The organism is Bradyrhizobium sp. USDA 4510 (assembly GCF_054059095.1).
This window is the reverse complement of record NZ_JBSSBT010000001.1, coordinates 5,448,755-5,472,624: the sequence shown is the minus strand read 5'-3', so window position 1 is coordinate 5,472,624 and position 23,870 is coordinate 5,448,755. Positions and strand designations below refer to the sequence as shown.

At 65.0% G+C, this 23,870-nt stretch carries 23 protein-coding genes, 1 other RNA gene and 1 pseudogene; 20 read left to right on the top strand and 5 right to left on the bottom strand.

Going from position 1 to position 23,870, the window contains the following annotated elements; all coding sequences use genetic code 11:
• Positions 1 to 39: 39 nt before the first annotated feature.
• The 3 genes from fumC to ssrA all read right to left on the bottom strand — a co-directional run bounded on the left by fumC (position 40) and on the right by ssrA (position 2,651).
• Positions 40 to 1,458, bottom strand: a complete 1,419-nt coding sequence (gene fumC, locus ACVMDN_RS25530) for a class II fumarate hydratase (protein ID WP_194295303.1) — start codon at positions 1,456 to 1,458, stop codon at positions 40 to 42.
• Positions 1,459 to 1,625: 167 nt separating this feature from the next.
• On the bottom strand, positions 1,626 to 2,147 hold the full coding sequence (locus tag ACVMDN_RS25525) for an SspB family protein (RefSeq protein WP_057015035.1): 522 nt from the start codon (positions 2,145 to 2,147) through the stop codon (positions 1,626 to 1,628).
• Between the two features lie 148 nt (positions 2,148 to 2,295).
• Positions 2,296 to 2,651: a transfer-messenger RNA gene (gene ssrA, locus ACVMDN_RS25520) on the bottom strand.
• A gap of 89 nt (positions 2,652 to 2,740) precedes the next feature.
• Between ssrA and ACVMDN_RS25515 the strand changes: the two genes are divergently transcribed.
• The 12 genes and pseudogenes from ACVMDN_RS25515 to ACVMDN_RS25460 all read left to right on the top strand — a co-directional run bounded on the left by ACVMDN_RS25515 (position 2,741) and on the right by ACVMDN_RS25460 (position 13,339).
• Entirely contained in the window at positions 2,741 to 3,352 is a 612-nt protein-coding gene (locus ACVMDN_RS25515) for a chromate transporter (protein ID WP_076824252.1), read from the top strand.
• On the top strand, positions 3,349 to 3,882 hold the full coding sequence (locus ACVMDN_RS25510) for a chromate transporter (protein WP_076824254.1): 534 nt from the start codon (positions 3,349 to 3,351) through the stop codon (positions 3,880 to 3,882). Before ACVMDN_RS25515 ends, ACVMDN_RS25510 begins: the two co-directional genes overlap by 4 nt.
• Before the next feature lie 144 nt (positions 3,883 to 4,026).
• Positions 4,027 to 4,478: pseudogene (locus ACVMDN_RS25505) on the top strand (tripartite tricarboxylate transporter TctB family protein); the annotation flags it as partial.
• Between the two features lie 7 nt (positions 4,479 to 4,485).
• Positions 4,486 to 6,000, top strand: coding sequence for a tripartite tricarboxylate transporter permease (locus tag ACVMDN_RS25500; RefSeq protein ID WP_018272999.1), 1,515 nt, complete (start codon positions 4,486 to 4,488; stop codon positions 5,998 to 6,000).
• Positions 6,001 to 6,132: 132 nt separating this feature from the next.
• A complete protein-coding gene (locus ACVMDN_RS25495; protein ID WP_076824255.1) occupies positions 6,133 to 7,113 on the top strand; it encodes a tripartite tricarboxylate transporter substrate binding protein BugD in 981 nt (326 codons plus the stop codon).
• 174 nt (positions 7,114 to 7,287) lie between these two features.
• The gene (locus tag ACVMDN_RS25490) at positions 7,288 to 8,082 is read left to right on the top strand and encodes a thymidylate synthase (protein WP_028332488.1); all 795 of its coding nucleotides are present in this window, start codon (positions 7,288 to 7,290) and stop codon (positions 8,080 to 8,082) included.
• Positions 8,083 to 8,102: 20 nt separating this feature from the next.
• Positions 8,103 to 8,588 (top strand): GNAT family N-acetyltransferase, encoded by a 486-nt coding sequence (locus ACVMDN_RS25485; RefSeq protein ID WP_076824256.1) that lies wholly within the window; start codon positions 8,103 to 8,105, stop codon positions 8,586 to 8,588.
• On the top strand, positions 8,588 to 9,100 hold the full coding sequence (locus tag ACVMDN_RS25480; protein WP_076824257.1) for a dihydrofolate reductase: 513 nt from the start codon (positions 8,588 to 8,590) through the stop codon (positions 9,098 to 9,100). Before ACVMDN_RS25485 ends, ACVMDN_RS25480 begins: the two co-directional genes overlap by 1 nt.
• Before the next feature lie 144 nt (positions 9,101 to 9,244).
• Positions 9,245 to 10,384: an FtsH protease activity modulator HflK gene (gene hflK, locus ACVMDN_RS25475; protein ID WP_028342342.1), complete on the top strand. Its 1,140-nt coding sequence runs from the start codon at positions 9,245 to 9,247 to the stop codon at positions 10,382 to 10,384.
• Positions 10,381 to 11,280: a protease modulator HflC gene (hflC, locus tag ACVMDN_RS25470; protein ID WP_076824258.1), complete on the top strand. Its 900-nt coding sequence runs from the start codon at positions 10,381 to 10,383 to the stop codon at positions 11,278 to 11,280. The genes hflK and hflC overlap by 4 nt, the downstream gene beginning before the upstream one ends.
• A 94-nt stretch (positions 11,281 to 11,374) precedes the next feature.
• On the top strand, positions 11,375 to 11,575 hold the full coding sequence (locus tag ACVMDN_RS25465; RefSeq protein ID WP_028332483.1) for a DUF2065 domain-containing protein: 201 nt from the start codon (positions 11,375 to 11,377) through the stop codon (positions 11,573 to 11,575).
• Positions 11,576 to 11,842: 267 nt separating this feature from the next.
• Positions 11,843 to 13,339, top strand: coding sequence for a Do family serine endopeptidase (locus ACVMDN_RS25460; RefSeq protein WP_456834844.1), 1,497 nt, complete (start codon positions 11,843 to 11,845; stop codon positions 13,337 to 13,339).
• Positions 13,340 to 13,396: 57 nt separating this feature from the next.
• On the opposite strand, the gene serB is transcribed toward ACVMDN_RS25460, so the two are convergent.
• Complete coding sequence (gene serB / locus ACVMDN_RS25455; RefSeq protein WP_076824262.1) at positions 13,397 to 14,302, bottom strand: phosphoserine phosphatase SerB; 906 nt, start codon at positions 14,300 to 14,302, stop codon at positions 13,397 to 13,399.
• Between serB and miaA the strand changes: the two genes are divergently transcribed.
• From miaA to ilvC, 8 genes are all read left to right on the top strand, one after another.
• A complete protein-coding gene (miaA, locus tag ACVMDN_RS25450; RefSeq protein ID WP_076824264.1) occupies positions 14,301 to 15,230 on the top strand; it encodes a tRNA (adenosine(37)-N6)-dimethylallyltransferase MiaA in 930 nt (309 codons plus the stop codon). The genes serB and miaA overlap by 2 nt on opposite strands.
• Before the next feature lie 442 nt (positions 15,231 to 15,672).
• Entirely contained in the window at positions 15,673 to 17,448 is a 1,776-nt protein-coding gene (locus ACVMDN_RS25445) for an acetolactate synthase 3 large subunit (RefSeq protein WP_016841059.1), read from the top strand.
• A gap of 207 nt (positions 17,449 to 17,655) precedes the next feature.
• On the top strand, positions 17,656 to 18,636 hold the full coding sequence (locus ACVMDN_RS25440; RefSeq protein ID WP_456834845.1) for a threonine dehydratase: 981 nt from the start codon (positions 17,656 to 17,658) through the stop codon (positions 18,634 to 18,636).
• Positions 18,637 to 18,657: 21 nt separating this feature from the next.
• Positions 18,658 to 19,200, top strand: a complete 543-nt coding sequence (gene ilvN / locus ACVMDN_RS25435; protein WP_016841057.1) for an acetolactate synthase small subunit — start codon at positions 18,658 to 18,660, stop codon at positions 19,198 to 19,200.
• 3 nt (positions 19,201 to 19,203) lie between these two features.
• Positions 19,204 to 19,899 carry a class I SAM-dependent methyltransferase gene (locus ACVMDN_RS25430; protein WP_028332477.1) on the top strand — a complete coding sequence of 232 codons (696 nt, stop codon included), beginning with the start codon at positions 19,204 to 19,206 and terminating at the stop codon, positions 19,897 to 19,899.
• 35 nt (positions 19,900 to 19,934) lie between these two features.
• Positions 19,935 to 20,810: an EamA family transporter gene (locus ACVMDN_RS25425; protein ID WP_057015046.1), complete on the top strand. Its 876-nt coding sequence runs from the start codon at positions 19,935 to 19,937 to the stop codon at positions 20,808 to 20,810.
• A gap of 7 nt (positions 20,811 to 20,817) precedes the next feature.
• Complete coding sequence (locus tag ACVMDN_RS25420; RefSeq protein ID WP_057015047.1) at positions 20,818 to 21,426, top strand: LysE family translocator; 609 nt, start codon at positions 20,818 to 20,820, stop codon at positions 21,424 to 21,426.
• 150 nt (positions 21,427 to 21,576) lie between these two features.
• Complete coding sequence (gene ilvC / locus ACVMDN_RS25415; protein ID WP_018272993.1) at positions 21,577 to 22,596, top strand: ketol-acid reductoisomerase; 1,020 nt, start codon at positions 21,577 to 21,579, stop codon at positions 22,594 to 22,596.
• A gap of 157 nt (positions 22,597 to 22,753) precedes the next feature.
• On the opposite strand, the gene ACVMDN_RS25410 is transcribed toward ilvC, so the two are convergent.
• Positions 22,754 to 23,860: a DUF2336 domain-containing protein gene (locus ACVMDN_RS25410; RefSeq protein WP_076824268.1), complete on the bottom strand. Its 1,107-nt coding sequence runs from the start codon at positions 23,858 to 23,860 to the stop codon at positions 22,754 to 22,756.
• Positions 23,861 to 23,870 lie beyond the last annotated feature (10 nt).

The following is a 23,870-nucleotide window of genomic DNA, read 5'->3' as shown; positions in this document are numbered from 1 at the left end:
CGCGCTGACCGTAATTATCCGGACAATGCGCGCCTCGCTTTAGCCCGGGTGTGTCATTTTGTCCGGCTGCACGAGGCGATCAAATTCATCCGCGGAAACAAATCCGAGCCGCAAAGCCTCTTCCTTCAGCGTCGTTCCGCGCGCATGCGCCGACTTGGCGACCTTGGCTGCGTTGTCGTAACCGATCTTCGGTGCGAGTGCGGTGACCAGCATCAGCGAGCGCTGCATCAGTTCGTTGATGCGCTTTTCGTCGGCGCGTATTCCGACAACGCAATGCTCGGTAAATGAGCGGACAACGTCAGACAGCAACTGAATGGAATTTATCATACAGTATGCCAACACAGGCTTGTACACGTTCAACTCGAAATGGCCCTGGCTGCCGGCGACGGTGATCGTGGTCTGATTGCCGAACACCTGGCAGCAGACCATGGTCATGGCTTCGCACTGGGTCGGATTGACCTTGCCCGGCATGATCGACGAGCCCGGCTCGTTCTCGGGCAGGATCAACTCGCCGAGGCCCGAGCGCGGGCCCGAGCCGAGCAAGCGGATATCGTTGGCGATCTTGAACAGGCCGGTCGCCACCGAGTTGATCGCGCCGTGCACCAGCACATAGGCGTCGTTGGAAGCCAGCGCCTCGAACTTGTTGGCCGCGCTGGTGAACGGCAGCTTGGTGATCTTGGCGACGTGGCGCGCGAAGGTTTTCGCAAATCGCGGCTTCGAGTTGAGGCCGGTGCCGACGGCGGTGCCGCCCTGCGCGAGCGGAAACAGATCCTTCACCGCGACGCGCAGCCGCGCGATGCCGCTCTCGACCTGCGCGGCGTAGCCGGAGAATTCCTGGCCGAGCGTCAGCGGCGTCGCATCCTGGGTGTGGGTGCGCCCGATCTTGACGATCTTGGCAAACGCCTTCTCCTTCTTGCGCAACGCGCGAAGCAGTTCGGTGAGTGCTGGAATCAGATCGGCGACGATGCGACTCGCTGCGGCGATATGCATCGCGGTCGGAAACGAGTCGTTCGACGACTGACTCATGTTGACGTGATCGTTCGGATGAATCGGCTTCTTGGTACCAAGCTCGCCGCCGAGCATCTGGTTGGCGCGGTTGGCGATCACCTCGTTCACGTTCATGTTGCTCTGCGTGCCCGAGCCGGTCTGCCAGACCACCAGCGGGAAATTGTCGTCGAGCTTGCCTTCGATTACTTCCTTGGCTGCGCGGATGATGGCGCCGGCGCGGCGCGCATCGAGCTGGCCGAGCTCGCGATTGGTCTCCGCGGCCGCAAGCTTCACGATGCCGAGTGCATGGACGATCGCGATCGGCATGCGGTCGTGGCCGATCTTGAAATTCTGTCGCGAGCGTTCGGTCTGCGCGCCCCAGTAGCGGTCGGCGGGAACGTCGATCGGACCGAAGCTGTCGGTCTCGCTGCGGGTCTTTGCCTTGGAGGGGATCGTCGATCGAGCCATCATGCTTTCCGTGGATGCTTGCCGTTGCGTCATCAAAACGTGGCCCGGCGCGGCAACGCGACAGCGTCCGCGTGAAGGGCACGTTCATGCAGAAGGTAGGCCGCGATGACGATTTGTCATCCCGATCCCGGCAAGCATCCTACAAGGTCGAGGCGTGATCTGCGCTTAGATTATTTCTTGCGGAAGCGGTCCAGCCGCACGACCTCGGCGCCTTCGCTGGGCTTCGCGGGCTCCTGCTCGGTCTCGGCGCTCTCGGTCTCGGCCGCTGCGTGGGCCGCAGGGGCGGGCAGGGGAGAGGCCGGTGCGGTGGCGGGAGGGGCTTCTTCGGACAGTGCGTCCGAGACATCGAAGCGCAAATCGAACGGCGCGGACGGATCGAGGAAACGCGTCACCGCGGCGAACGGCACGGTCAGCCGCTCGGGAATCCCGCCGAACGACAGGCCGACCTCGAAGCGATCCTCAGTCACCACCAGATCCCAGAACTGGTGCTGCAGGATGATGGTCATCTCCTCCGGATACTGCGCGAGCAGCCGGGGCGACAGCTTCACGCCGTCGCCGTGCGACAGGAAGGTGATGTAGAAATGGTGCTCACCTGGCAGGCCATGTTCGGCGGCGTCGGACAACACCCGGCGCAGCACCCCGCGCAGCGCATCGCGCGCCAGCACGTCATATCGGATGTGATCGGTCGCCATGGTGATCCTGTCGCTTCGAAAATGCCCGCCGGGGCGGCGCCGGACCGTCCGACTCGCCTTTTGCCATGCTACCCCCGCCGGGAGCCGGAAATCAGCAGGGCTGGCCGCTGAAATGCGCGCGGACGCCCGATTGGGAAACAAGGGATAAAGTGGAGGCTTCTGTTGCCAGGTGCCTCCGAACCCCGCCTAGCGGAGCTTAACCCGCTAGGACTTTAAGATGGTCTTTCAAACTGCGTTACGCAGCCTGAGCAACCGGAGCAAAGTTGTCGTTGGCAACTATTGCATTGGCCCGATGTCGGCGGAACCATACCGAGAAAAAACACGCCCTTTACGCCCTCGTCGATCCTATTTCGCCCCCGCCGAAAGCCACCGCGACGGATGGATTTTGGTGGAGGCGCCGGGTACCGCCCCCGGGTCCGAATGGTTTATTGCGACGGTCATTTATTTCCATAGCCGGCGAACCGGCACCCCCAATATAGCGGCAAAGTCTTAGAAAAACAGAGCCGATTCAGGCCCTTTCGGCTGTAAAAACCCGCCGATTTGGGGTTGGCCAGGGTCTTGGCGCTGTCCCGGCGCCGTTCTAGGTTTTGTCCATGCCCCCGGATTCTCCGCCGGTTGCCGCCCCGGCACCGGATGCCTCCGCACCATCGCCGCCCCACCAGCCCGGCCTGCTCGAGCTGTTCCTGGCCTTTGCCAAGATGTCGCTGGCCGGCTTTGGCGGGGTTCTGGTCTGGGCCCGGCGCGCGATCGTCGAGCAGCACCGCTGGATGACCGCGGAGGAGTTCAACGAGACCTTCGCGCTGTGCCATTTCCTGCCAGGTCCGAACATCGTCAACCTGTCGGTCGTATTCGGCTCGCGCTTTCGCGGCATAGCCGGCGGGCTCGCGGCCTTCGCCGGGCTGGTCGGGCCGCCGATGGTGATCGCGACCATCCTTGCCGCGCTCTATGCCCGCTACGGCGACATCGACGTGCTGCGCCGGACGCTCGCCGGCGTCGCCTGCGCCGCGGTCGGGCTGCTGTTCGCCGTCGTCTTCAAGATGATGATGCCGCTCCTGAAGCGGCGCGATGTCACGGGCCTCGTCATTCTGGCTGCTGTTTTCGTCGCGATCGGACTGATCCGCTGGCCGCTCCAGATCGTGCTGCTGGTGGCGATCCCGCTCAGCATTGCGACGACGGTCCTGACGCGCCGCATGGTGCGGGCATGAGCTCGGAGTCCAACCCGATCGCGGCGCTGGTCTGGACCTTCGGCCTGATGTCGCTGTTTGCGGTCGGCGGCGCCAATTCGGCGATTCCCGAAATGCACCGTGCCGCCGTCGACGTGCATCACTGGCTGACCGACAAGCAGTTCGCCGACGTATTCGCGATCTCGCAGCTCTCGCCGGGGCCGAACGTGCTGATCGTGACCTTGATAGGCTATTCTGTCGCAGGCGTCGCCGGGGCGTTGGCCGCGACGGTGGCGATGTGCGGACCGACCGCGCTGCTTGCCTATTATGTGAGCCGTTTCCTCGATCGCTCGCGCGAGGCGCGCTGGCCGGCGATGATCCAGGCGGCACTGGTTCCGCTGTCGATCGGTCTGATGGCGGCCTCCGGCCTGATCGTGGCGCAGACCTCAGACCAAAGTTGGATCGCGGTCCTGATCACCATTGTCGCGGCCGCGCTTGCTTTTGCGACGCGGATCAACCCTTTGTGGATGTTGCTGGCCGGAGGCCTCTTGGGTTTCGCTGGCGTTATCTGACGAAAATCGCTAGCAAGGCTTTCGGTCAACGCACCACAAACCAAGCCATTCAATCAAAACGGGCGGGACAGCCCTGACGGGGGAAGCGAAGTCATGAGCGATACGCCGAGCGAGGCGCCGGTCAAATCGATCTTGCCGAAATGGGTGCGCGGTCCGCAGGATTTTGTCGGCGGGCTCGCCATGATGGCGGTTGCGCTGTTTGCCTTGTGGGCCTCGAGCGATTTGCAGGGCATGCACGGATTTTCGTTCGGCGCCGGAACCGCGCCGCGCATGTTCGCCGTGCTGCTGCTGTTGCTCGGCGGTGGTGTCGCGCTGATGGGAGTTCTGCAGAATGGCCCGCGCATATCGCGGCCTATTCCTGGCGCGGCCCGTTGTTCGTATCCGCCGCAATCGTGTTCTTCGCATTGGCGATCCGGCCACTCGGGCTTGTGGTCTCCGCCTTTGCCGCCTTCATGATCGCGGCGATGGGCTCGCAGGAGACGAAGTTGGTCGAGGCCATCATTGTCGGCGCCTGTCTGACCCTCGGCTGCGCGCTGCTTTTCCCCTATGTGCTGGGACTTCCGATGCCGATGTTCCCGCGTTTCCTGATCCAGTGAGGGCGTGATGGAACTGTTTGCCAATCTCGCCCACGGTTTCGCGGTCGCATTCTCGCCGATCAACCTTCTGATGTGCCTGATCGGCGCACTGGTCGGCACGCTGGTCGGCGTGCTGCCGGGCATCGGCACCATCGCCACCGTCGCCATGCTGCTGCCGATCACCTTCGGCCTGCCGCCGGTCGGTGCGCTGATCATGCTCGCCGGCATCTATTACGGCGCGCAATATGGCGGCTCGACCACCTCGATCCTGGTCAATATTCCGGGCGAGGCGACCTCCGTCGTCACCGCGCTCGACGGCCACCAGATGGCCAAGCAGGGCCGCGCCGGTCCGGCTCTGGCGATCGCCGCGATCGGCTCGTTCTTCGCCGGCTGCGTCGCGACCGTACTGATCGCCGTGCTCGGCGCGCCGCTGACCAAGCTCGCGCTGGCGTTCGGTCCGGCTGAATATTTCTCGCTGATGGTGCTCGGCCTGATCTTCGCGGTGGTGCTCGCCAAGGGCTCGGTGCTGAAGGCGATCGCGATGATCGTGTTCGGCCTGTTGCTGTCGATGGTCGGCTCCGACATCGAGACCGGCGCCTCGCGCATGGCCTTCAACATCCCCGAACTCGCCGACGGTCTCGGCTTTGCCACCGTGGCGATGGGTGTGTTCGGCTTCGCGGAGATCATCCGCAACCTCGACCACGGCGCCGAGATGAACCGCAACCTGGTGCAGCAGAAGATCACCGGCCTGATGCCGACCAGGAAGGACATCGCGGATTCAACGCCGGCGATCCTGCGCGGCACCGTGCTTGGCTCGATCCTCGGCATCCTGCCGGGCGGCGGCGCCGTGATCGCCTCGTTCGCGGCCTATACGCTGGAGAAGAAGCTGGCGAAGGATCCGAAGCGGTTCGGCCGCGGCGCGATCGAGGGCGTGGCGGCGCCGGAAAGCGCCAACAACGCCGCGGCGCAGACCTCGTTCATCCCGCTGCTCACGCTCGGCATCCCGCCGAACGCGGTGATGGCGCTGATGGTCGGTGCGATGACCATTCATGGTATCGTGCCGGGCCCGCAGGTGATGCAGAAGCAGCCCGATCTGGTCTGGGGCATGATCGCCTCGATGTGGATCGGCAATCTGATGCTGATCATCATCAACCTGCCGCTGGTGGGCATCTGGGTCCGTCTGCTGCGCGTGCCGTACCGGCTGATGTTCCCTTCGATCGTGGTGTTCTGCGCGATCGGCATCTATTCGGTGAACAACGCGCCGGTCGACGTCGTGCTCGCCGGCGTGTTTGGCCTCGTCGGCTATTGGCTGATCAAGCACGATTTCGAGCCGGCGCCGCTGCTGCTCGGCATGGTGCTGGGCCCGCTGATGGAGGAGAACCTGCGTCGCGCGCTGTTGATCTCGCGCGGCGACTGGAGCGTGTTCGTCTCGCGGCCGCTGTCGGCGGTGCTGCTGGCGATCGCGGCGGGTCTCCTGGTGCTTGCCGTGCTGCCGACGTTGCGTGCCAAGCGCGACGAAGTGTTCGTGGAGTCCGAGGGCTGAGCGAGCCGCCGGCCCTGCGTCGGCGCGCCGCAGGCGGAAGTCGAATCGACACTCGATGTCGTCCCGTGAAATGAAAATGCCGGCCGATTTGGCCGGCATTTTTATTGGTCAAACGTTCCGGGAGGAATTGAGATGATGTCCATTCGCTCGCTTGCGGGCGCATGCCTTTCGGCATTTGTAGCGCTCGGCGCTTTCACCGTGCCGGCGTCCGCGCAAAACTATCCGACCCGCACCATCACCATGATCGTGCCGTTCGCAGCCGGCGGCCCGACCGATGTCATCTCGCGCATCGTGACCGCGCACATGGCGCAGACGCTGGGACAAAGCATCGTGATCGAGAACGTGGTCGGCGCCGGCGGCACCACCGCGACGACGCGCGCCGCACGCGCCGCCAATGACGGCTATACGTTGATTACAGGGCATATGGGCACGCACGCCGCCTCCGTGCCGCTCTATCCGAAGCTTGCCTATCACCCGGAAAAGGATTTCGAGCCCGTCGCGCTGCTCGCCGGCACGCCGATCCTGATCCTTGCCCGCAAGGACTTCCCGCCGAAGGATCTCAAGGAATTCGTCGCCTACGTGAAGGCCAATGCCGAGAAGGTCAACGCCGCGCATGCCGGCATCGGCTCGGTCTCGCACGCCTCCTGCGAGCTCCTGAACTCGATCCTCGGCGTCAAACCGGTCGGCGTGCCCTTCAACGGCACCGGCCCGGCCATGAATGCGCTGGTCGCCGGCCAGGTCGATTACATGTGCGACCAGATCGTCAACGCGGTGCCGCAGATCAACGCCGGCACCATCAAGGCCTATGCGGTCGCCACCCCCGAGCGCAACCCGTCGCTGCCCAATGTGCCGACCACGACGGAAGCCGGCTTGCCGGCGTTCCAGGCCCAGGCCTGGAATGCGATTTTCGCGCCGAAGGGAACTTCGCCCGCCATCATCGCCACGTTGAATGCCGCGGCCATCAAGGCGCTTGACGATGAGAACGTCCGCAAGCGCCTGCTCGACCTCGGCAGCGTGATCCCGGCGCCCGCCAACCGTACGCCGGAGGCGCTCGCGACGCTCGTCAAGAACGAGATCGCGAAGTGGACGCCGGTGCTCAAGCCGGCAACTTAATCCAGTACAATCAGGCAGATAGGGCAGGGGCGGGACACGAGTTCCGCCCCTTGTCGTTTGGCGCGGAGTGCTCACTTTTCAGGGTATAATCGGTACGTTCAGCCGAATCAGCGTGCCGACCGGCGGCCTTGGCCGCTACATTGGTCGTTCTCTCGAAAGCCCGAAACAGACGCCATGAACCAGTATCACGACCTGCTCGAACGCATCCTCGCCGACGGTGCCGAGAAGCACGACCGCACCGGCACCGGGACGCTGTCGATCTTCGGTCATCAGATGCGTTTCAACCTCGCGGCCGGCTTCCCGATGCTGACCACCAAGCGGCTGCCGCTGAAGGCGATCGTGCACGAGCTGCTCTGGTTCCTCGCCGGCGACACCAACATCAAATATCTCAACGACAACGGCGTCACGATCTGGGACGAATGGGCCGACGCCAACGGCGACCTCGGTCCGGTGTACGGCTCGCAATGGCGGTCGTGGCCCGCGCCGGATGGCCGTAGCATCGACCAGATCGCTGGCGTGGTCGAGATGATCAAGCGCAATCCGGATTCGCGACGGCTGATCGTCAGCGCCTGGAATCCGGCCGAGGTCGACAAGATGGCGCTGCCGCCGTGCCATTGCCTGTTCCAGTTCTATGTCGCGAACGGCAAATTGTCCTGTCAGCTCTATCAGCGCTCGGGCGACGTCTTCCTCGGCGTACCTTTCAATATCGCCTCCTATGCGCTGCTCACCATGATGGTCGCGCAGGTGACCGGGCTGAAGCCCGGCGATTTCGTGCACTCGCTCGGCGACGCGCACCTCTACTCCAACCATCTCGAGCAGGCGCGCCTGCAGTTGACGCGGCCGACGCGGCCGTTGCCGACGATGGCGATCAATCCGGACGTGAAGGATATCTTCGCGTTCCGCTACGAGGACTTCAAACTCGAAGGTTACGACCCGCATCCGCACATCAAGGCCGAGGTGGCGGTATGAGTTGCGGTCCGAGGGATTGAATGTCGCTGACGATCCGCCGCGCGCGGCCCGATGAGGCCGGACTGGTGTTCTCGCTGGTCCGCGAACTCGCCGAATACGAAAAGCTTCTGCATGAGGTTCACGCCAGCGAGGCCGATATCGCCGAGGCGCTGTTCGGCGCCAACCCACGGCTCTATTGCGACATCGCGGAATGGAACGGCGAGCCTGCCGGCTTCGCGGTCTGGTTCGTCAACTTCTCGACCTTCGCCGGCCGTCACGGCATCTATCTCGAAGACCTCTTCGTGCGTCCGGCGCTGCGCGGCAAGGGCATCGGCAAGGCGCTGCTCGTGCATCTGGCGAAGCAATGCCTCGCCAATGGCTGGTCGCGCCTGCAATGGGCGGTGCTCGACTGGAACGCGCCGTCGATTGCATTCTACAAGTCGCTCGGCGCCGAGATGATGGACGAATGGACGATTTGCCGCGTCTCCGGCGAGGCGCTGTCGACGCTCGCGGAAGGGACGCTCTGATGGAGATCGTGCTCGTCGTAGCGGTCGCCGAGAACGGCGTGATCGGGAGCGACAACGCCATTCCGTGGCGGCTGAAATCCGACCAGCAGCGTTTCAAGGCGATTACGTTGAACAAGCCCGTCGTGATGGGGCGCAAGACCTTTGAGTCCCTGCGCAGGCCGCTGCCGGGCCGCACCAACATCGTGGTAACGCGCGATCCCAACTACCGCGCGCGCGGCGCCATCGTCACGACGTCGTTTGACAACGCCCGCGCCATTGCGCTTGGCGACGCGCTGCGGCGTTTCGCCACTGAGATTGCAATCATCGGTGGCGCGGAAATCTACGCGCAATGGATGGGCACCGCCGATCGCCTTGAGATCACCGAGGTCCATGCCCGGCCGGACGGCGACACGCGGTTCGACAAAATCGATGCGCAGCTGTGGGACGAGGTGGCGCGCGTGCGAAATCCGGCAGGCCCGGACGACAGTGCCGACTTCTCCTATGTGACATATCGTCGGCGCGGCCCGGGTTAACCAATGTTTGCATTGACAATTATGCCCCGGCGCATAGCTCGTCCGGCCAGGAAGCTTGCGTTGTAAGGGCCCTAGCGGTCCCCTATAACCGGGCCGGACATTCGAGGCCGGGCGTCCCGTCCGGACTTGCCGAGGAGATGTTTGATGCCGTGGAAAAATCAAGGCGGGGGGCCCTGGGGCTCGGGTCCGAAAGGGCCATGGGGCACCGGTCCGCAGTCAGCCGGGCCAAGGCCGCCGGATCTTGAGGATCTGCTGCGGCGCGGCCAGGACCGCCTGCAGCAGTGGCTGCCCGGCGGACATTTCAGCGGCATGGGCGTCGCGCTGGTGCTGGTCGCCGCGCTGGCGATCTGGTTCGCGACCGGCATCTTCCGCGTGCAGTCCGAAGAGCTCGGCGTCGTGCTGCGCTTCGGCAAGTATGTCCGCGATGCGCAGCCGGGCCTGCGCTACCACCTGCCATATCCGATTGAGACAGTGCTGCTGCCGAAAGCGCTGCGCGTCAACACGATCTCGATCGGCATGACGCTGATCGACGATCCCGCTCGCCGCGGCCGCACCATGCGCGACGTGCCGGAAGAGAGCCTGATGCTGACCGGCGACGAGAACATCGTCGACGTCGACTTCACGGTGCTGTGGCGCATCAAGCCGGGTGGAGCCGGCGCCTATCTGTTCAACATCCAGAATCCCGAAGGCACCGTGAAGGCGGTTGCCGAAAGCGCGATGCGTGAGGTGATCGGCCGCTCGCAGATCCAGCCGATCCTGACCGGGGCGCGCAACGTCACCGAGCAGAGCGTCCAGGAGCTGATGCAGAGGACGCTCGATACCTACAACGCGGGCATCCAGATCACGCAGGTGCAGATGCAGAAGGTCGATCCGCCGGCGCAGGTGATCGACGCATTCCGCGACGTGCAGGCGGCGCGCGCCGACCTCGAGCGCAAGCAGAACGAGGCACAGACCTACGCCAACCGGATCGTACCGGAAGCGCGCGGTCGTTCCGCGCAGATCCTCCAAGCCGCCGAAGGCTACAAGGAGCAGGCGGTCGCCGACGCCAAGGGCCAGAGCGCACGCTTCCTGAAAGTCTATGAAGAGTACAAGAAGGCACCCGACGTGACGCGCGAGCGCATCTATCTGGAGACCATGGAAAAAGTGCTCGGCGGCTCCGAGAAGCTGGTTTACGACGGCGGCCCGGGCCAGAACATCGTGCCCTACCTTCCGCTCGGCGAACTGACGCCGCGGCGTCCGGCGGCACCGGCCACGACCGGCCAGCAGCAGGGAGCCACCCGATGAGGTCTCCCGTCACCGGCATTGTGTCCCTGATCATCCTCTTCATTGTGCTCGCCGTCGGCTACAGCTCGGTGTTCGCCGTGCAGCAGACCGAGCAGACCATCGTCCTGCGGTTCGGCGAGCCGGTCGACATCGTCACCGAGCCCGGCCTGCACTTCAAGGCGCCGTGGAATTCGGTGATCAACGTCGACAAGCGCATCCTCGATCTGGAAAACCCGTCGCAGGAGGTGATCGCCTCCGACCAGAAGCGGCTCGTGGTGGACGCCTTCGCGCGCTATCGCATCAAGAATGCATTGCGCTACTACACCAGCGTCGGCTCGATCCAGGCCGCCAATCTGCAGCTGACCACGCTGCTGAACGCAGCGCTGCGCCGCGTGCTCGGCGAGGTCAACTTCATCACCGTGGTGCGTGACGATCGCGAGAAGCTGATGCAGCGGATCCGCGAGCAGCTCGATAGGGAAGCGGACGGATACGGCATCGAGGTTGTCGACGTCCGCATCCGTCGTGCCGACCTGCCGGAGCAGAACAGCCAGGCCGTCTACAACCGGATGAAGACCGAACGTGAGCGCGAGGCGGCCGAGTTCCGTGCCCAGGGCGACCAGAAGGCGCAGGAAATCCGCTCGAAGGCCGACCGCGAAGCGACCGTGATCGTCGCCGAGGCGAACTCGGCCGCGGACCAGACCCGCGGTGCGGGTGACGCCGAGCGCAACCGCCTGTTCGCCGAAGCCTATGGCAAGGACAAGGACTTCTTCGCGTTCTATCGCTCGATGACGGCCTATGAGAACGGCCTGCGTTCCAGCGACACGCGTTTCCTGTTGCGGCCGGACTCGGAATTCTTCAGATACTTCGGCGGTGCAGGCGGCAAGTTGCCTGAGGCGGCCGCCGCGCCGAAGCAGTAACGTCACGACTTGAACATCAGGACTTGGCGGCGATGCGGATGACGCTTCGCCGCCGACCAAAAACAACAAGCATCGAGCGGGAGGCTGCCATCCGATGAAGTCCATAGCGTTCGGCGACTTCCTCATCGGGTTGGGAATCCTGTTCGTGCTCGAAGGCATTCTGTTCGCGGCAAGCCCCGCCTGGATGCGCCGGGCGATGAAGAGCGCGCTGGCGACACCCGACAACATCCTGCGCATCGTCGGTATCGGCTCGGCGGTCGCCGGGCTTGTCCTGATCTGGGTGGTGCGAAGATAGTCGCCGCTCCGGAGCATGCGAAGCATGACCGCCAATGCGCGATTGCGCATCGGGGAACCTCGAGATTCCCAAAGGTGCGCAATTGTGCCCCCGGGGGTTCAGCCTTGTCGGGCTGCCCCGGAATGACAGGCAAGACTGAACATATCGTGAGCCTCTCGCAGCCGGTTTTTCGCCGAAATGCCCGGGTGAGATGCTTGCGCCGTATGCCTGTTCGGGCGCACTCTGTAACTAGCTCATTTGAACCCGTTTGCCTGGAGAAACTCCGACATGACCGCTGCCAGACCAGCCCTGAGCCGTCGCTTCCGCATGATGGGAGCCGCGATCTCGATCGGTGCTGCGAGCATGCTGAGCTCCGTGCCGGCGTTCGCACGCGGTCCTGAAGGCATCGCCGACATCGCCGAGAAGGTAATCGACGCCGTCGTCAACATCTCGACGTCGCAGACCGTCGAGGCCAAGGACCGGACGATGCCGCAGCTGCCGCCGGGCTCGCCGTTCGAGGAGTTCTTCGACGACTTCTTCAAGAACCGCCGCGGGCCGCCTGGCAAGGGCGGCGACAAGAGCGGTGAGTTCCAGCCGCGCAAGACCAACTCGCTCGGCTCGGGCTTCATCGTCGACACCGCGGGCATCGTCGTCACCAACAACCACGTCATCGCCGACGCCGACGAGATCAACGTCATCCTCAACGACGGCACCAAGATCAAGGCCGAGCTGGTCGGCGTCGACAAGAAGACCGACCTCGCGGTCCTGAAATTCAGGCCGCCGAAGCCGCTCACCGCGGTCAAGTTCGGCGACAGCGACAAGATCCGGCTCGGCGACTGGGTGGTCGCGATCGGCAACCCGTTCAGCCTCGGCGGCACGGTGACCGCGGGCATCGTCTCGGCCAAGAACCGTGACATCAGCCAGGGCCCGTATGACAGCTACATCCAGACCGACGCCGCCATCAACCGCGGCAATTCCGGCGGTCCGCTGTTCAACCTCGATGGTGAGGTGATCGGCGTCAACACGCTGATCATCTCGCCGACCGGCGGTTCGATCGGCCTCGGCTTCGCCGTGCCGTCGAAGACCGTGGCCGGCGTCGTCGACCAGCTGCAGAAATTCGGCGAGCTGCGCCGCGGCTGGCTCGGCGTGCGCATCCAGCAGGTTACCGACGAGATCGCCGACAGCCTCAACATCAAGCCGGCGCGCGGCGCGCTGGTTGCCGGCGTCGACGACAAGGGGCCGGCCAAGCCGGCCGGCATCGAGCCCGGTGACGTCGTCGTCAAGTTCGATGGCAAGAACGTCAAGGACCCCAAGGATCTGTCGCGCATCGTTGCCGATACGGCGGTCGGCAAGGAAGTCGACGTCGTCGTCATCCGCAAGGGCAATGAGGAGACCCGCAAGGTCACGCTCGGCCGGCTCGAGGACAACGAGAAGGTTCAACAGGTCAACGCCAAGTCGAAGGACGACACCGCCGAGAAGCCGGTGACCCAGAAGGCGCTCGGTCTCGACCTCGCGGCGCTGAGCAAGGACCTGCGCACCAAGTACAAGATCAAGGACAGCGTGAAGGGCGTCGTCGTCACCGGCGTCGACGGCAATTCCGATGCCGCCGAGAAGCGGCTGTCGGCGGGCGATGTCATCGTCGAGGTGGCGCAGGAGGCGGTGTCGAGCGCCGCTGACATCAAGAAGCGCGTCGATCAACTCAAGAAGGACGGCAAGAAGTCGGTGCTGTTGCTGGTCTCGAACGGCGACGGCGAACTGCGCTTCGTCGCGCTCGGCGTGCAGTAACATTCACATACGTCATTCCGGGGCGGTCCGCAGGACCGAACCCGGAATGACGGTTTGCTACCCCGCCACGAACTCATCCCGCCGGTAGCCCTGCGCGTACAGCAGCGCGGTGAGATCGCCGTGGTCGATCCGGACCGCGGCCGCGGCCGCGACCGCCGGCTTGGCGTGATAGGCTACGCCGAGGCCCGCAGCCTGGATCATGCCGAGATCGTTGGCGCCGTCGCCCACCACAAGGGTGTCGATCTCGTCGAGATCGAAGGACTCGGTGAGCTCGATCAAGGTGGCGAGCTTGGTGGCGCGGCCGAGGATCGGCTCGACCACCTCACCGGTCAGCTTGCCGTCCACGACCTGCAACTGGTTGGCGCGGTTTTCCTGAAAGCCGACCTTCGCCGCGACCACCTTGGTGAACAAGGTGAAGCCGCCCGAGATCAGGCAGGTATAGGCACCGTGCGCGCGCATGGTCATGACCAGTTCGCGGCCGCCCGGCGTCAGCGTGATGCGCTTGTCGAGCACCTCGTCGACCACGCTGACCGGCAGTCCCTTGAGCAGCGCCACCCTCTCGCGCAGCGCGGACTCGAACTCGATCTCGCCGCGCATGGCACGCTCGGTGATCGCAGCGACATGGGCCTTGAGCCCGGCGAAGTCAGCGAGCTCGTCGATGCACTCCTGGCCGATCATGGTGGAATCCATGTCGGCCAGAAAAAGCTTCTTGCGCCGGGCGATCCGAGGCTGCACGACGATGTCGATCGGCAGGTCGCCGCGGGCCTGGCGAACGCGTTCCTCGATCGCCTTGATACCGTCCCTGCTGCTGTCCTCGCTCTCGAACGGAATGTCGGCGGCGACTTCGTTGAACAGCCACTGCGCCGGGCCGGGTGAGGGCAGCACGGCCCGCGCACCGTCGACGATGGTGGAGTCGAGCGCGGGGCTTGCAGGATTGCAGATCAGCGTGGCAACGAGGGACATGCAGGCGCATTCGGGATTGTTGAACAAGGCAGTGCTTATCGCAGGGCCGACCGCCAGCGGCAAGTCGGCGCTGGCGCTCGAACTCGCGCAGCGGACCGGCGGGGTCGTGATCAACACCGACTCCATGCAGGTCTATCGTGACCTCCGGATCATCACCGCGCGGCCGACTGCAGGCGAAGAGGCGCTGGTTCCGCACCGGCTCTATGGCCATGTCGACGCCGGCGTGAATTTCTCCGCTGGCGCCTGGGTGGCCGATGCGGCGAAGGTGCTCGGCGAGGCGCGTGAGCAGGGACGGCTGCCGATCTTCATCGGCGGCTCGGGCCTCTATTTCAAGGCGCTGACGCGCGGCTTGTCGGCGGTGCCGCCGATCCCGGCTGATGTGCGCGACGGCGTGCGCGCACGGCTCGAGCAGCACGGCGTCGAGGCGCTGCATGCCGAGCTTGCAGCGCGCGATCCGGTGTCGGCCGAGCGGCTGAAGCCGCGCGACCGCACCCGCATCGCGCGCGCGCTCGAGGTGGTCGAGGCCACCGGCCGCCCGCTGCCGGACTGGCATCGCGAGGGCCTGCCGCCACTGCTGCCGCCGGGCGATTTTCATGCGCTGTTTCTCGCGCCGGAGCGCGAGAGGCTCTATGCACGGATCGACGCCCGGTTCGGTGTCATGCTCGATGCCGGCGCGCTCGACGAGGTCGCGGCGCTGGCGGCGCGTGGGCTCGATCCGTTGCTGCCGGCGATGAAGGCCCATGGGGTGCCGGCGCTGATCCGGCACCTGAGGGGAGAGATCAGCCGCGAGGAGGCCGCCGAGATCGGCCGGGCCGACACCCGCCATTATGCGAAGCGCCAGTTCACCTGGTTTCGCCATCAGCTCCCGGAATTCGAATGGGTCGAGCCGGATACGGCGGGCAAATGGCTGCGAGAGCAAGTCCCGTAGCCCGGATGGAGCGCAGCGCAATCCGGGGACCGGCCCCTCCGCGCGGAGGCTATCCCAGATTGCGCTGCGCTCCCATACGGGCTACCGGGCCGGCGGTCCCGCACGCCCGTCAGCCATGCGCGTTCGCCCGCGCAAAAACACTCGCCGAACGAGCGGAACCCCGGTAGAGTACGGAAATCGCGAAAGTGCTTGCCTTGCCTTGACATTCAGGCTTTGGCCGCTATGTTCGCGCAACCTTTGGGAAGACTGGGTCGTCTCGTGCGCAACATTATTACCAAACTGCTTATCGCCGTCGTACCCAGGCACACCGCCGGGGATGGCTAGCGGCCATCCAAATTCGGGCGGTGTGCATGGGGCCTCTGGGGCCCCTTTTTATTGCCCGAAGCCGAACTGACGAGAACTGACAAAAGCCGCGCAAAAACAAGCGCATCCGGAGCGAACCATGACCGACAAGAGCCACGATCCCAATCAGATGACCGGCGCCGCGATGATCGTGCGCGCGCTCATCGATCACGGCGTGCAGCATGTCTTCGGCTATCCCGGCGGTGCGGTGCTTCCGATCTACGACGAGATCTTCCAGCAGAGCGAGGTCGAGCACATCCTGGTCCGTCACGAGCAGGGCGCCGGCCATGCCGCCGAAGGCTATGCCCGCTCGACCGGCAAGCCCGGCGTGGTGCTGGTGACGTCGGGCCCCGGCGCCACCAACATGGTGACGCCGCTGACCGACGCGCTGATGGATTCGATCCCGCTGGTCTGCATCACCGGCCAGGTGCCGACCCACCTGATCGGCAACGACGCCTTCCAGGAGTGCGACACGGTCGGCATCACGCGGCCCGCCACCAAGCACAATTGGCTGGTCCGCGACGTCAACGACCTCGCCAGGGTGCTGCACGAGGCCTTCTATGTCGCCACTACCGGCCGGCCCGGCCCGGTCGTGGTCGACGTGCCGAAGGACGTGCAGTTCGCGACCGGCACCTATCATCCGCCGCGCAAGTCGGACGTGCACATCTCCTACACGCCGCGCGTCAAGGGCGACGCGACCCAGATCCGCAAGGCGGTGGCGCTGCTCGCCAATGCCAAACGTCCCGTGATCTATTCCGGCGGCGGCGTGATCAATTCGGGCCCCGAGGCCTCGAAACTGCTGCGCCAGCTGGTGGAGGCGACCGGCTTCCCGATCACCTCGACCCTGATGGGGCTGGGCGCCTATCCCGCTTCGGGCCCGAACTGGCTCGGCATGCTGGGCATGCACGGCACCTACGAAGCCAACATGACGATGCATGATTGCGACGTCATGCTGTGCGTCGGCGCGCGCTTCGACGACCGCATCACCGGCCGTACCGACGCCTTCTCGCCGGGTTCGAAGAAGATCCACATCGACATCGATCCGTCCTCGATCAACAAGAACATCCGCGTCGACGTGCCGATCATCGGCGACGCCGGCAACGTGCTCGGCGATTTGCTGCAGGTGTTCAAGGCAGAAGCCAAGAAGCCGGACATCAAGTCGTGGTGGCAGCAGATCGCGCAATGGCGCGCGCGCAACTCGCTGTCCTACCGCAAGAACAACGATATCATCCTGCCGCAATACGCGATCCAGCGCCTGTTCGAGCTGACCCGCGGCAAGGACACCTACATCACGACCGAGGTCGGTCAGCACCAGATGTGGGCCGCGCAGTTCTTCGGCTTCGAGGAGCCGCACCGCTGGATGACCTCGGGCGGTCTCGGCACCATGGGCTACGGCCTGCCGGCCGCGGTCGGCGTGCAGGTGGCGCATCCGGACAGCCTGGTGATCGACATCGCCGGCGACGCCTCGGTGCAGATGACGATCCAGGAGATGTCGACGGCGGTCCAGTTCGAGCTGCCGATCAAGATATTCATCCTGAACAACCAGTACATGGGCATGGTGCGGCAATGGCAGCAGCTGCTGCACGGCAACCGCCTGTCGCATTCCTACTCCGAGGCGCTGCCGGACTTCGTCAAGCTCGCCGACGCCTATGGCTGCGTCGGGCTGCAGGCGACCAAGCCGTCCGATCTCGACGGCGCGATCAAGGAGATGATCTCGATCAAGCGCCCGGTGCTGTTCGATTGCCGCGTCGCCGCGCTGGAGAATTGCTTCCCGATGATCCCGTCCGGCAAGGCGCATAACGAGATGCTGCTGCCGGAAGAGGCGACCGATGAGGCCACCGCGAAGGCCTTCTCCGGTGGCAAGGCGCTGGTGTGATGATGGATCGACGTGGAGCACTCTCTTTTCACCTCGCCCCGCTTGCGGGGAGAGGTCAGATTGCGCGCAAGCGCAATCCGGGTGAGGGGGAGTCTCCGCGAGTCCGTCTCTCACCATTACTCTGGAAACAGCCCCTCACCCCAACCCTCTCCCCGCAAAGAGCGGGGCGAGGGAACTTATCGCGCGCTCGGATGGAGGGCGGCTCCCATGTTTGACCTCAACGAGCTCGAGCGTGCACACCGGATCGTCGGCACCGCAGTGCCGGCGACGCCGGCGCACGCCTGGCCGCTGCTGGCCGAGCGGCTCGGCACCGAGGTCGTGGTCAAGCATGAGAACCACACGCCGACCGGCGCCTTCAAGGTGCGCGGCGGCCTGGTCTATCTCGAACGGCTGAAGCGCGAGCGGCCCGACGTTCCCGGCATCATCTCGGCGACGCGCGGCAATCATGGCCAGAGCCTGGCGTTCGCGGCAGGACGTCAGGGCGTGTCGGCGACGATCTACGTGCCGCGCGGCAACTCGGTCGAGAAGAACCGCGCCATGCACGCGTTCGGGGCCGAGCTTGTCGAGCACGGCGACGACTTCCAGGCCGCGCGGGAAGAGGCCGAGCGCCGCGCCCAATTCGCCGGCCTGCACATGGTGCCGTCGTTCCACCCGGACCTCGTGCTGGGTGTCGCGACCTACGCGCTCGAACTGTTCCGTACCGCGCCCGATCTCGACATTCTCTATGTGCCGATCGGGCAGGGCTCCGGCATCTGCGGCTGCATCATGGCGCGCGACCTGCTTGGGCTGAAGACCGAGATCGTCGGCGTGCAGTCGACCGAGGCGCCGTCCTATGCGCTGTCGTTTGCGGCCGGAAAGATCGTCACCACCGAGTCCAGCAACACCCTTGCCGACGGCATGGCGACGCGGATTCCGGATGCGTTCGCGCTGATCCGCAAGGGTGCCTCCCGCATCGTGCAGGTCAGCGACGACGAGGTCGGGCAGGCGATCCGCGCCTACTGGACCGACACCCACAATCTCGCCGAGGGCGCGGGCGCTGCGGCGCTCGCGGCCGCGCTGCAGGAAAAGAGCAGGCTCGCCGGCAAGCGGGTCGGCCTGATCCTGAGCGGCGGCAATATCGATTTCGATCTGTTCCGGACCTGGATCGGAACGGATGCTGCGCCGGCCGCCGAGCGGGCGGTGGCGTGAACAGAATGTAAGGGGACGACCATGAACCAGCCCGCATCCGCCTATTTCCTCGAAGAGCGTCACGATCCCAACGAGACGCATACTTTGTCCGTGCTCGTGCAGAACGAGCCCGGCGTGCTCGCGCGCGTGATCGGCCTGTTCTCCGGCCGCGGCTACAACATCGAGAGTCTCACCGTCTCGGAGACGGAGAGCCAGAAACATCTCTCGCGGATCACGATCGTCACCACCGGCACGCCGATGGTGATCCAGCAGATCAAGCATCAGCTCGACCGCATGATCCCGGTCTACCGCGTCGTCGACATGACGCTGACCGGCAGCTCGATCGAGCGCGAGCTTGCGATGGTCAAGGTGCGGGGCGGTGGCGATCACCGCGTCGAGGCGCTGCGGCTGGCGGACGCGTTCCGCGCCCGGGTGATCGACGCCACGACCGAGAGCTTCGTGTTCGAGATCACGGGCAATTCGTCCAAGATCAGTCAGTTCATCGACCTGATGCGTCCGCTGGGCCTGGTCGAAGTGTCACGAACCGGGGTGGCCGCGATCACGCGCGGACCGGAAGGGATGTGAGTCATGTTGGCGCGCGACTGGTACTATACGCAACGGCGGCAGGTCGGTCTCGATACCGCGGTGGCCTCGATCTATGACGTCAGCGAGGACAGCGATGTCCGTGCCCGCCAGGCGCTGACCATGCTCGGCGTCAAGCCGGGCTGGCGGATCGCCGATATCGGCTGCGGCAACGGCGTGCTGGCCACCGAGGCGGCGTTGATGGGCGCCGAGGTCGACGCCATCGACATCTCGCCGGCGATGATCGGGCTTGCCGAAATCTATGCGCGCGACCGCAAGGCGAAGATCCGGACCCAGCCGGCCGGCCTGCTGTCGTTCGCCTACCAACCGAATTCCTACGACCTCATCGTCAGCGAGTTCACGCTGCACCATCTGCCGGACTTCTGGAAGGCGGTGGCGCTGTCGCGAATCTTCAACGCGTTGAAGCCCGGCGCGAACTTCTACCTGCGCGACATGGTGTTCGTCGGCATGCCCGACGGTGTCGATCGCGATGTCGAAGGATGGGCCGACTTCTCGATCAAGAATCACGGCTTCGAGCGCGAAAGCGTGATCACCCATATGCGCGACGAATACTCGACCTTCGGCTGGGTGATGGAGCGCATGCTGACCGAGACCGGTTTCACGCTGGTCTCCGTTGATTACCACGCGCCGCTGCACGGCACCTATCTGCTGCGTAAACCGAAGCCCGACGAACAGATCTAGATCCCGACCGAAACGGAAGCACAAGAAGAACAACAATGAAGCCGGCCGATGTTGGCATCGCCGTCATGGTCGCGGTGATCTGGGGGCTTGCGTTCGTCGCAAGCCGGATCGCGCTCGATGAGTTCTCGCCGGAGCTGATGACGACGCTGCGCTTCGCCATCGCCGCGCTGCCGTGCCTGTTCCTGCGCAAGCCCGGCGTTTCCTGGCCGCTTCTGATCGCGATCAGCTCAACGCTGTTCCTCGGCCAGTTCCTCGCACAGGCCTTTGCGATCGCGCATGGCGTTCCCGTCGGGCTTTCCAGCGTGATCGTGCAGAGCCAGGCGCTTTTCACCATCGCCTTCGCCGCCCTGGCCTTCGGGGAAATCCCGACACGGAGCCAGGCAATCGGCATCGCGATCGCCGCGCTCGGCCTGCTGATGATCTGCGGGACGGTCGGCTACGACTTCAGCGTCGCCGCGTTTGCGATCATCATGATCTGCCCGATCAGCTTCGCGATCGGCAATCTTCTCCTGCGGCAGGCGAACGGCGCGCCGATGTTCGATCTGTTCGCCTGGCTGTGCCTGTCAGCCGCGGTGCCGCTCGCGGTGCTGACCTTGATCACGAACGGCCCGCAGCCGACCTGGCATGCGCTGACCCACATGTCGCTGACCGGGCTCGTCTGCATGCTCTGCCTCGGCGGCATCTCGACCAGCATCGCCTACTGGCTGTGGGGCCGGCTGCTGCGGGATTATCCGGCGGCGCAGGTGGTGCCGTTCGCGCTGCTGGTGCCGTTCGTCGGCTCCGCCGCGTCGAGCATCGTGTTCGGCGAGACATTCGGGCCGCTGCGGCTGGCCGGCATGGTCACCGTGATCGCCGGCATCGCCGTGATGCTGCTGTCGAAGCGGCCAAAAGCTCTGCCGAAAGTCGCGTGAGGGCACCATGTCGAATTCGCTGCTGTTCGCCTTTGTCGTGTTCGCTGTCGTGATGTTCTTCACGCCGGGCCCCAACAACATCATGCTGCTGTCGTCGGGGCTGACCTACGGCTTCCGCCGTACAGTGCCCCACATCGCCGGCATCACGGTCGGCTTCGCCTTCATGGTCGGCGCGGTCGGCGTCGGGCTGGGGACCGTCTTCATCGCCTATCCGGTGCTGCAGACGATCCTGAAATATGGCGGCGTCGCCTACCTGATCTATCTCGCCGCCGTCATCGCCATGGCCGAGCCGCCCTCGGCGGACAAGGACGACAGGGGCGGCCGCGGCCCGATGACGTTCTGGGGCGCCGCCATGTTCCAGTGGATCAATGCCAAGGGCTGGGTGATGGTGATCGGCACCATCACGGCCTATGCGGCAATTGCCGCCTTTCCCTGGAACATCGCGATCCAGGTCGGCCTGAGCCTGATCCTGGGCACGGTGTCCTGCGTCGTCTGGGCGCTGTTCGGGACCGCCCTGCGGCCGATCCTGACCTCGCCCCGGGCGATCCGCGCCTTCAATGTGGTGATGGCCATCCTGCTGCTGGCCTCGCTCTACCCGGTCTTCATGGACGCATGATGCCGCACCGCGCCATGCGAGATGAGGGTTTCCCCTGAGGGGGAAAATGCTCTAGACAACGCCGGAAATTCGCGGGCGCCCGGCGGTTCTGACCTTCCGAATGCCTGATTCATCGGCCGATTTTGGCCCCCTTCAAACGAGGAAACCACGATGCGAGTTTACTACGATCGCGATGCCGACCTGAACCTGATCAAGGGCAAGAAGGTCGCCATCGTCGGCTACGGCAGCCAGGGCCACGCCCACGCGCTGAACCTGAAGGATTCAGGCGTCAAGGAAGTGGCGATTGCGCTGCGCAAGGGTTCGGCCTCGGCCAAGAAGGCCGAGAACGCCGGCTTCAAGGTGATGGAAGTCGCCGAAGCCGCCAAGTGGGCCGACCTCGTCATGATGCTGACCCCGGACGAGCTGCAGGGCGACATCTATCGCGAGCACCTGCACGACAACATGAAGAAGGGCGCGGCGCTCGTGTTCGCCCACGGCCTCAACGTGCACTTCAACCTGCTCGATCCGCGCGCCGACCTCGACGTGCTGATGATCGCGCCGAAGGGCCCCGGCCACACCGTGCGCTCGGAATACCAGCGCGGCGGCGGCGTGCCCTGCCTGATCGCGATCGCCAAGGATTCGTCGGGCAACGCCCATGACCTCGGGCTCAGCTATGCCTCGGCGATCGGCGGCGGCCGCGCCGGCATCATCGAGACCACCTTCAAGGAAGAGTGCGAGACCGACCTGTTCGGCGAGCAGGTGGTGCTCTGCGGCGGCCTGGTCGAGTTGATCAAGGGCGGCTACGAAACCCTGGTCGAGGCCGGCTACGCACCCGAGATGGCCTATTTCGAGTGCCTGCATGAAGTGAAGCTGATCGTCGACCTGATCTATGAAGGCGGCATCGCCAACATGAACTACTCGATCTCCAACACCGCCGAATACGGCGAGTACGTCACCGGTCCGCGCATCGTCACGGCCGAGACCAAGGCCGAAATGAAGCGCGTGCTGGCCGACATCCAGGGCGGCAAGTTCGCCCGCGACTGGATGCTGGAGAACAAGGTCAACCAGACCTCGTTCAAGGCGACCCGTGCCAAGCTCGCCGCACACCCGATCGAGGAAGTCGGTGCCAAGCTGCGCGACATGATGCCCTGGATCAAGAAGGGCGCGCTCGTCGACAAGAGCAAGAACTGACAGGCGAGGCCTGTCATTCCGGGGCGGTCCGCAGGACCGAGCCCGGAATCTCGAGATTCCGGGTCCGCCTCTTCGAGGCGCCCCGGAATGACGCTGTGATGAAAAAGGGTGGGCGCGTTGCCCACCCTTTGTCTTTGTCGCAGAGGCGCAGCGGCCGCTAGCCGGCCGCCATCGGCTGCTTCTCGATCCTGTTGTGCAGCTGCCAGAACCGCACCGTGCGCTGCGCGGTTTCCAGCGAGAGCCGGCGGTAATCGCGCTGCGCGATCTCGAGCGTCGCATTGTCGAGCGGCAGCGGCAGCGGCCGCTTGCGCAGGATGCTTTCGACCGTCGGCCAGTTGAGCCGTGCCGAGCGGCACGGGATCAGGATCAGGTCGGAGCGGAGGCCGAGCATCAGCCGTTCGATCATCGCGATCGGCATGTCGTTGAGCACGGCGAGCGCGACCGTGACCTCGTCGAGCTTGCCCTCTTCGGCGAATTTGTAGACGGCCGCATCGTCGAGTTCGTTCAGCTGCTTCATCAGCTTGACCAGCTCTTCGGCGATGCCGTAGTTGCGGCGCGGCGCCGCGGCCTCTTCCTGGGCGATGTCGTTCAGCACCTGGCTGATCTCCTCGCGCGCCCGGGGCGAGGCGATCGAGAGCAGGCGGGCGCGCACCGTATCCTTGGCGCGCTGCAGCAGGTCGCGCAGCAGCTTGGCCGGAATGTCGATGCGCAGCCCGAGGATCTCGACCAGCTCGTCGTCGCCTTCGGCGCGGGCGACGATGCTGGAATAGCCGTTGTCGGAGAACTGCGCGCCGGCGTTCTTGGCGAGACGCCGGATCACCTTGTCCTCGCCGCGGTCGATGATCACGTCGGTGACGGAAGGCGGCAGGTTTTCCCGCGCGGAGATCGCGAACAGGTGGTCCTGGCCCTTGCTGCTCGCGATCTCGCGCAGGGCGTCGTTCGAAAGGCGGCTGGAGTGGGTCAGCACGTCGCCGGCGACGCTGATGTCGTCGTCCCAGGCGAGGTGCTGGATCACCTCGAACGGCGCATAGTCGAGCGGGGCGAGCCGCTTGCTGAGCTCGGCCCGCGCACGGGTCTCGACGCGCGCGACCAAGAGGCAGAGCACGTCGTCGAACACCTTGACCTGTTCATCGTTGAGGCGGTCGCCGTCGTTCAGGAACAGATCGGTGACCTGCCGCAGCGTCTGCACACGCTTGGCCGATGTCCCGTCCCGGACCGCATCCTCGAGTTCGGCAATAATCGATTGTGACGCCTGTTGCGCCATCGATGGGCAA

Bases quoted from the DNA above. Each gene is read 5' to 3' on its own strand.
- fumC (WP_194295303.1), bottom strand. From the start codon at position 1,458: ATGATGGCTCGATCGACGATCCCCTCCAAGGCAAAGACCCGCAGCGAG.
- ACVMDN_RS25525 (WP_057015035.1), bottom strand. From the start codon at position 2,147: ATGGCGACCGATCACATCCGATATGACGTGCTGGCGCGCGATGCGCTG.
- ACVMDN_RS25515 (WP_076824252.1), top strand. From the start codon at position 2,741: ATGCCCCCGGATTCTCCGCCGGTTGCCGCCCCGGCACCGGATGCCTCC.
- ACVMDN_RS25510 (WP_076824254.1), top strand. From the start codon at position 3,349: ATGAGCTCGGAGTCCAACCCGATCGCGGCGCTGGTCTGGACCTTCGGC.
- ACVMDN_RS25500 (WP_018272999.1), top strand. From the start codon at position 4,486: ATGGAACTGTTTGCCAATCTCGCCCACGGTTTCGCGGTCGCATTCTCG.
- ACVMDN_RS25495 (WP_076824255.1), top strand. From the start codon at position 6,133: ATGATGTCCATTCGCTCGCTTGCGGGCGCATGCCTTTCGGCATTTGTA.
- ACVMDN_RS25490 (WP_028332488.1), top strand. From the start codon at position 7,288: ATGAACCAGTATCACGACCTGCTCGAACGCATCCTCGCCGACGGTGCC.
- ACVMDN_RS25485 (WP_076824256.1), top strand. From the start codon at position 8,103: ATGTCGCTGACGATCCGCCGCGCGCGGCCCGATGAGGCCGGACTGGTG.
- ACVMDN_RS25480 (WP_076824257.1), top strand. From the start codon at position 8,588: ATGGAGATCGTGCTCGTCGTAGCGGTCGCCGAGAACGGCGTGATCGGG.
- hflK (WP_028342342.1), top strand. From the start codon at position 9,245: ATGCCGTGGAAAAATCAAGGCGGGGGGCCCTGGGGCTCGGGTCCGAAA.
- hflC (WP_076824258.1), top strand. From the start codon at position 10,381: ATGAGGTCTCCCGTCACCGGCATTGTGTCCCTGATCATCCTCTTCATT.
- ACVMDN_RS25465 (WP_028332483.1), top strand. From the start codon at position 11,375: ATGAAGTCCATAGCGTTCGGCGACTTCCTCATCGGGTTGGGAATCCTG.
- ACVMDN_RS25460 (WP_456834844.1), top strand. From the start codon at position 11,843: ATGACCGCTGCCAGACCAGCCCTGAGCCGTCGCTTCCGCATGATGGGA.
- miaA (WP_076824264.1), top strand. From the start codon at position 14,301: ATGCAGGCGCATTCGGGATTGTTGAACAAGGCAGTGCTTATCGCAGGG.
- serB (WP_076824262.1), bottom strand. From the start codon at position 14,302: ATGTCCCTCGTTGCCACGCTGATCTGCAATCCTGCAAGCCCCGCGCTC.
- ACVMDN_RS25445 (WP_016841059.1), top strand. From the start codon at position 15,673: ATGACCGACAAGAGCCACGATCCCAATCAGATGACCGGCGCCGCGATG.
- ACVMDN_RS25440 (WP_456834845.1), top strand. From the start codon at position 17,656: ATGTTTGACCTCAACGAGCTCGAGCGTGCACACCGGATCGTCGGCACC.
- ilvN (WP_016841057.1), top strand. From the start codon at position 18,658: ATGAACCAGCCCGCATCCGCCTATTTCCTCGAAGAGCGTCACGATCCC.
- ACVMDN_RS25430 (WP_028332477.1), top strand. From the start codon at position 19,204: ATGTTGGCGCGCGACTGGTACTATACGCAACGGCGGCAGGTCGGTCTC.
- ACVMDN_RS25425 (WP_057015046.1), top strand. From the start codon at position 19,935: ATGAAGCCGGCCGATGTTGGCATCGCCGTCATGGTCGCGGTGATCTGG.
- ACVMDN_RS25420 (WP_057015047.1), top strand. From the start codon at position 20,818: ATGTCGAATTCGCTGCTGTTCGCCTTTGTCGTGTTCGCTGTCGTGATG.
- ilvC (WP_018272993.1), top strand. From the start codon at position 21,577: ATGCGAGTTTACTACGATCGCGATGCCGACCTGAACCTGATCAAGGGC.
- ACVMDN_RS25410 (WP_076824268.1), bottom strand. From the start codon at position 23,860: ATGGCGCAACAGGCGTCACAATCGATTATTGCCGAACTCGAGGATGCG.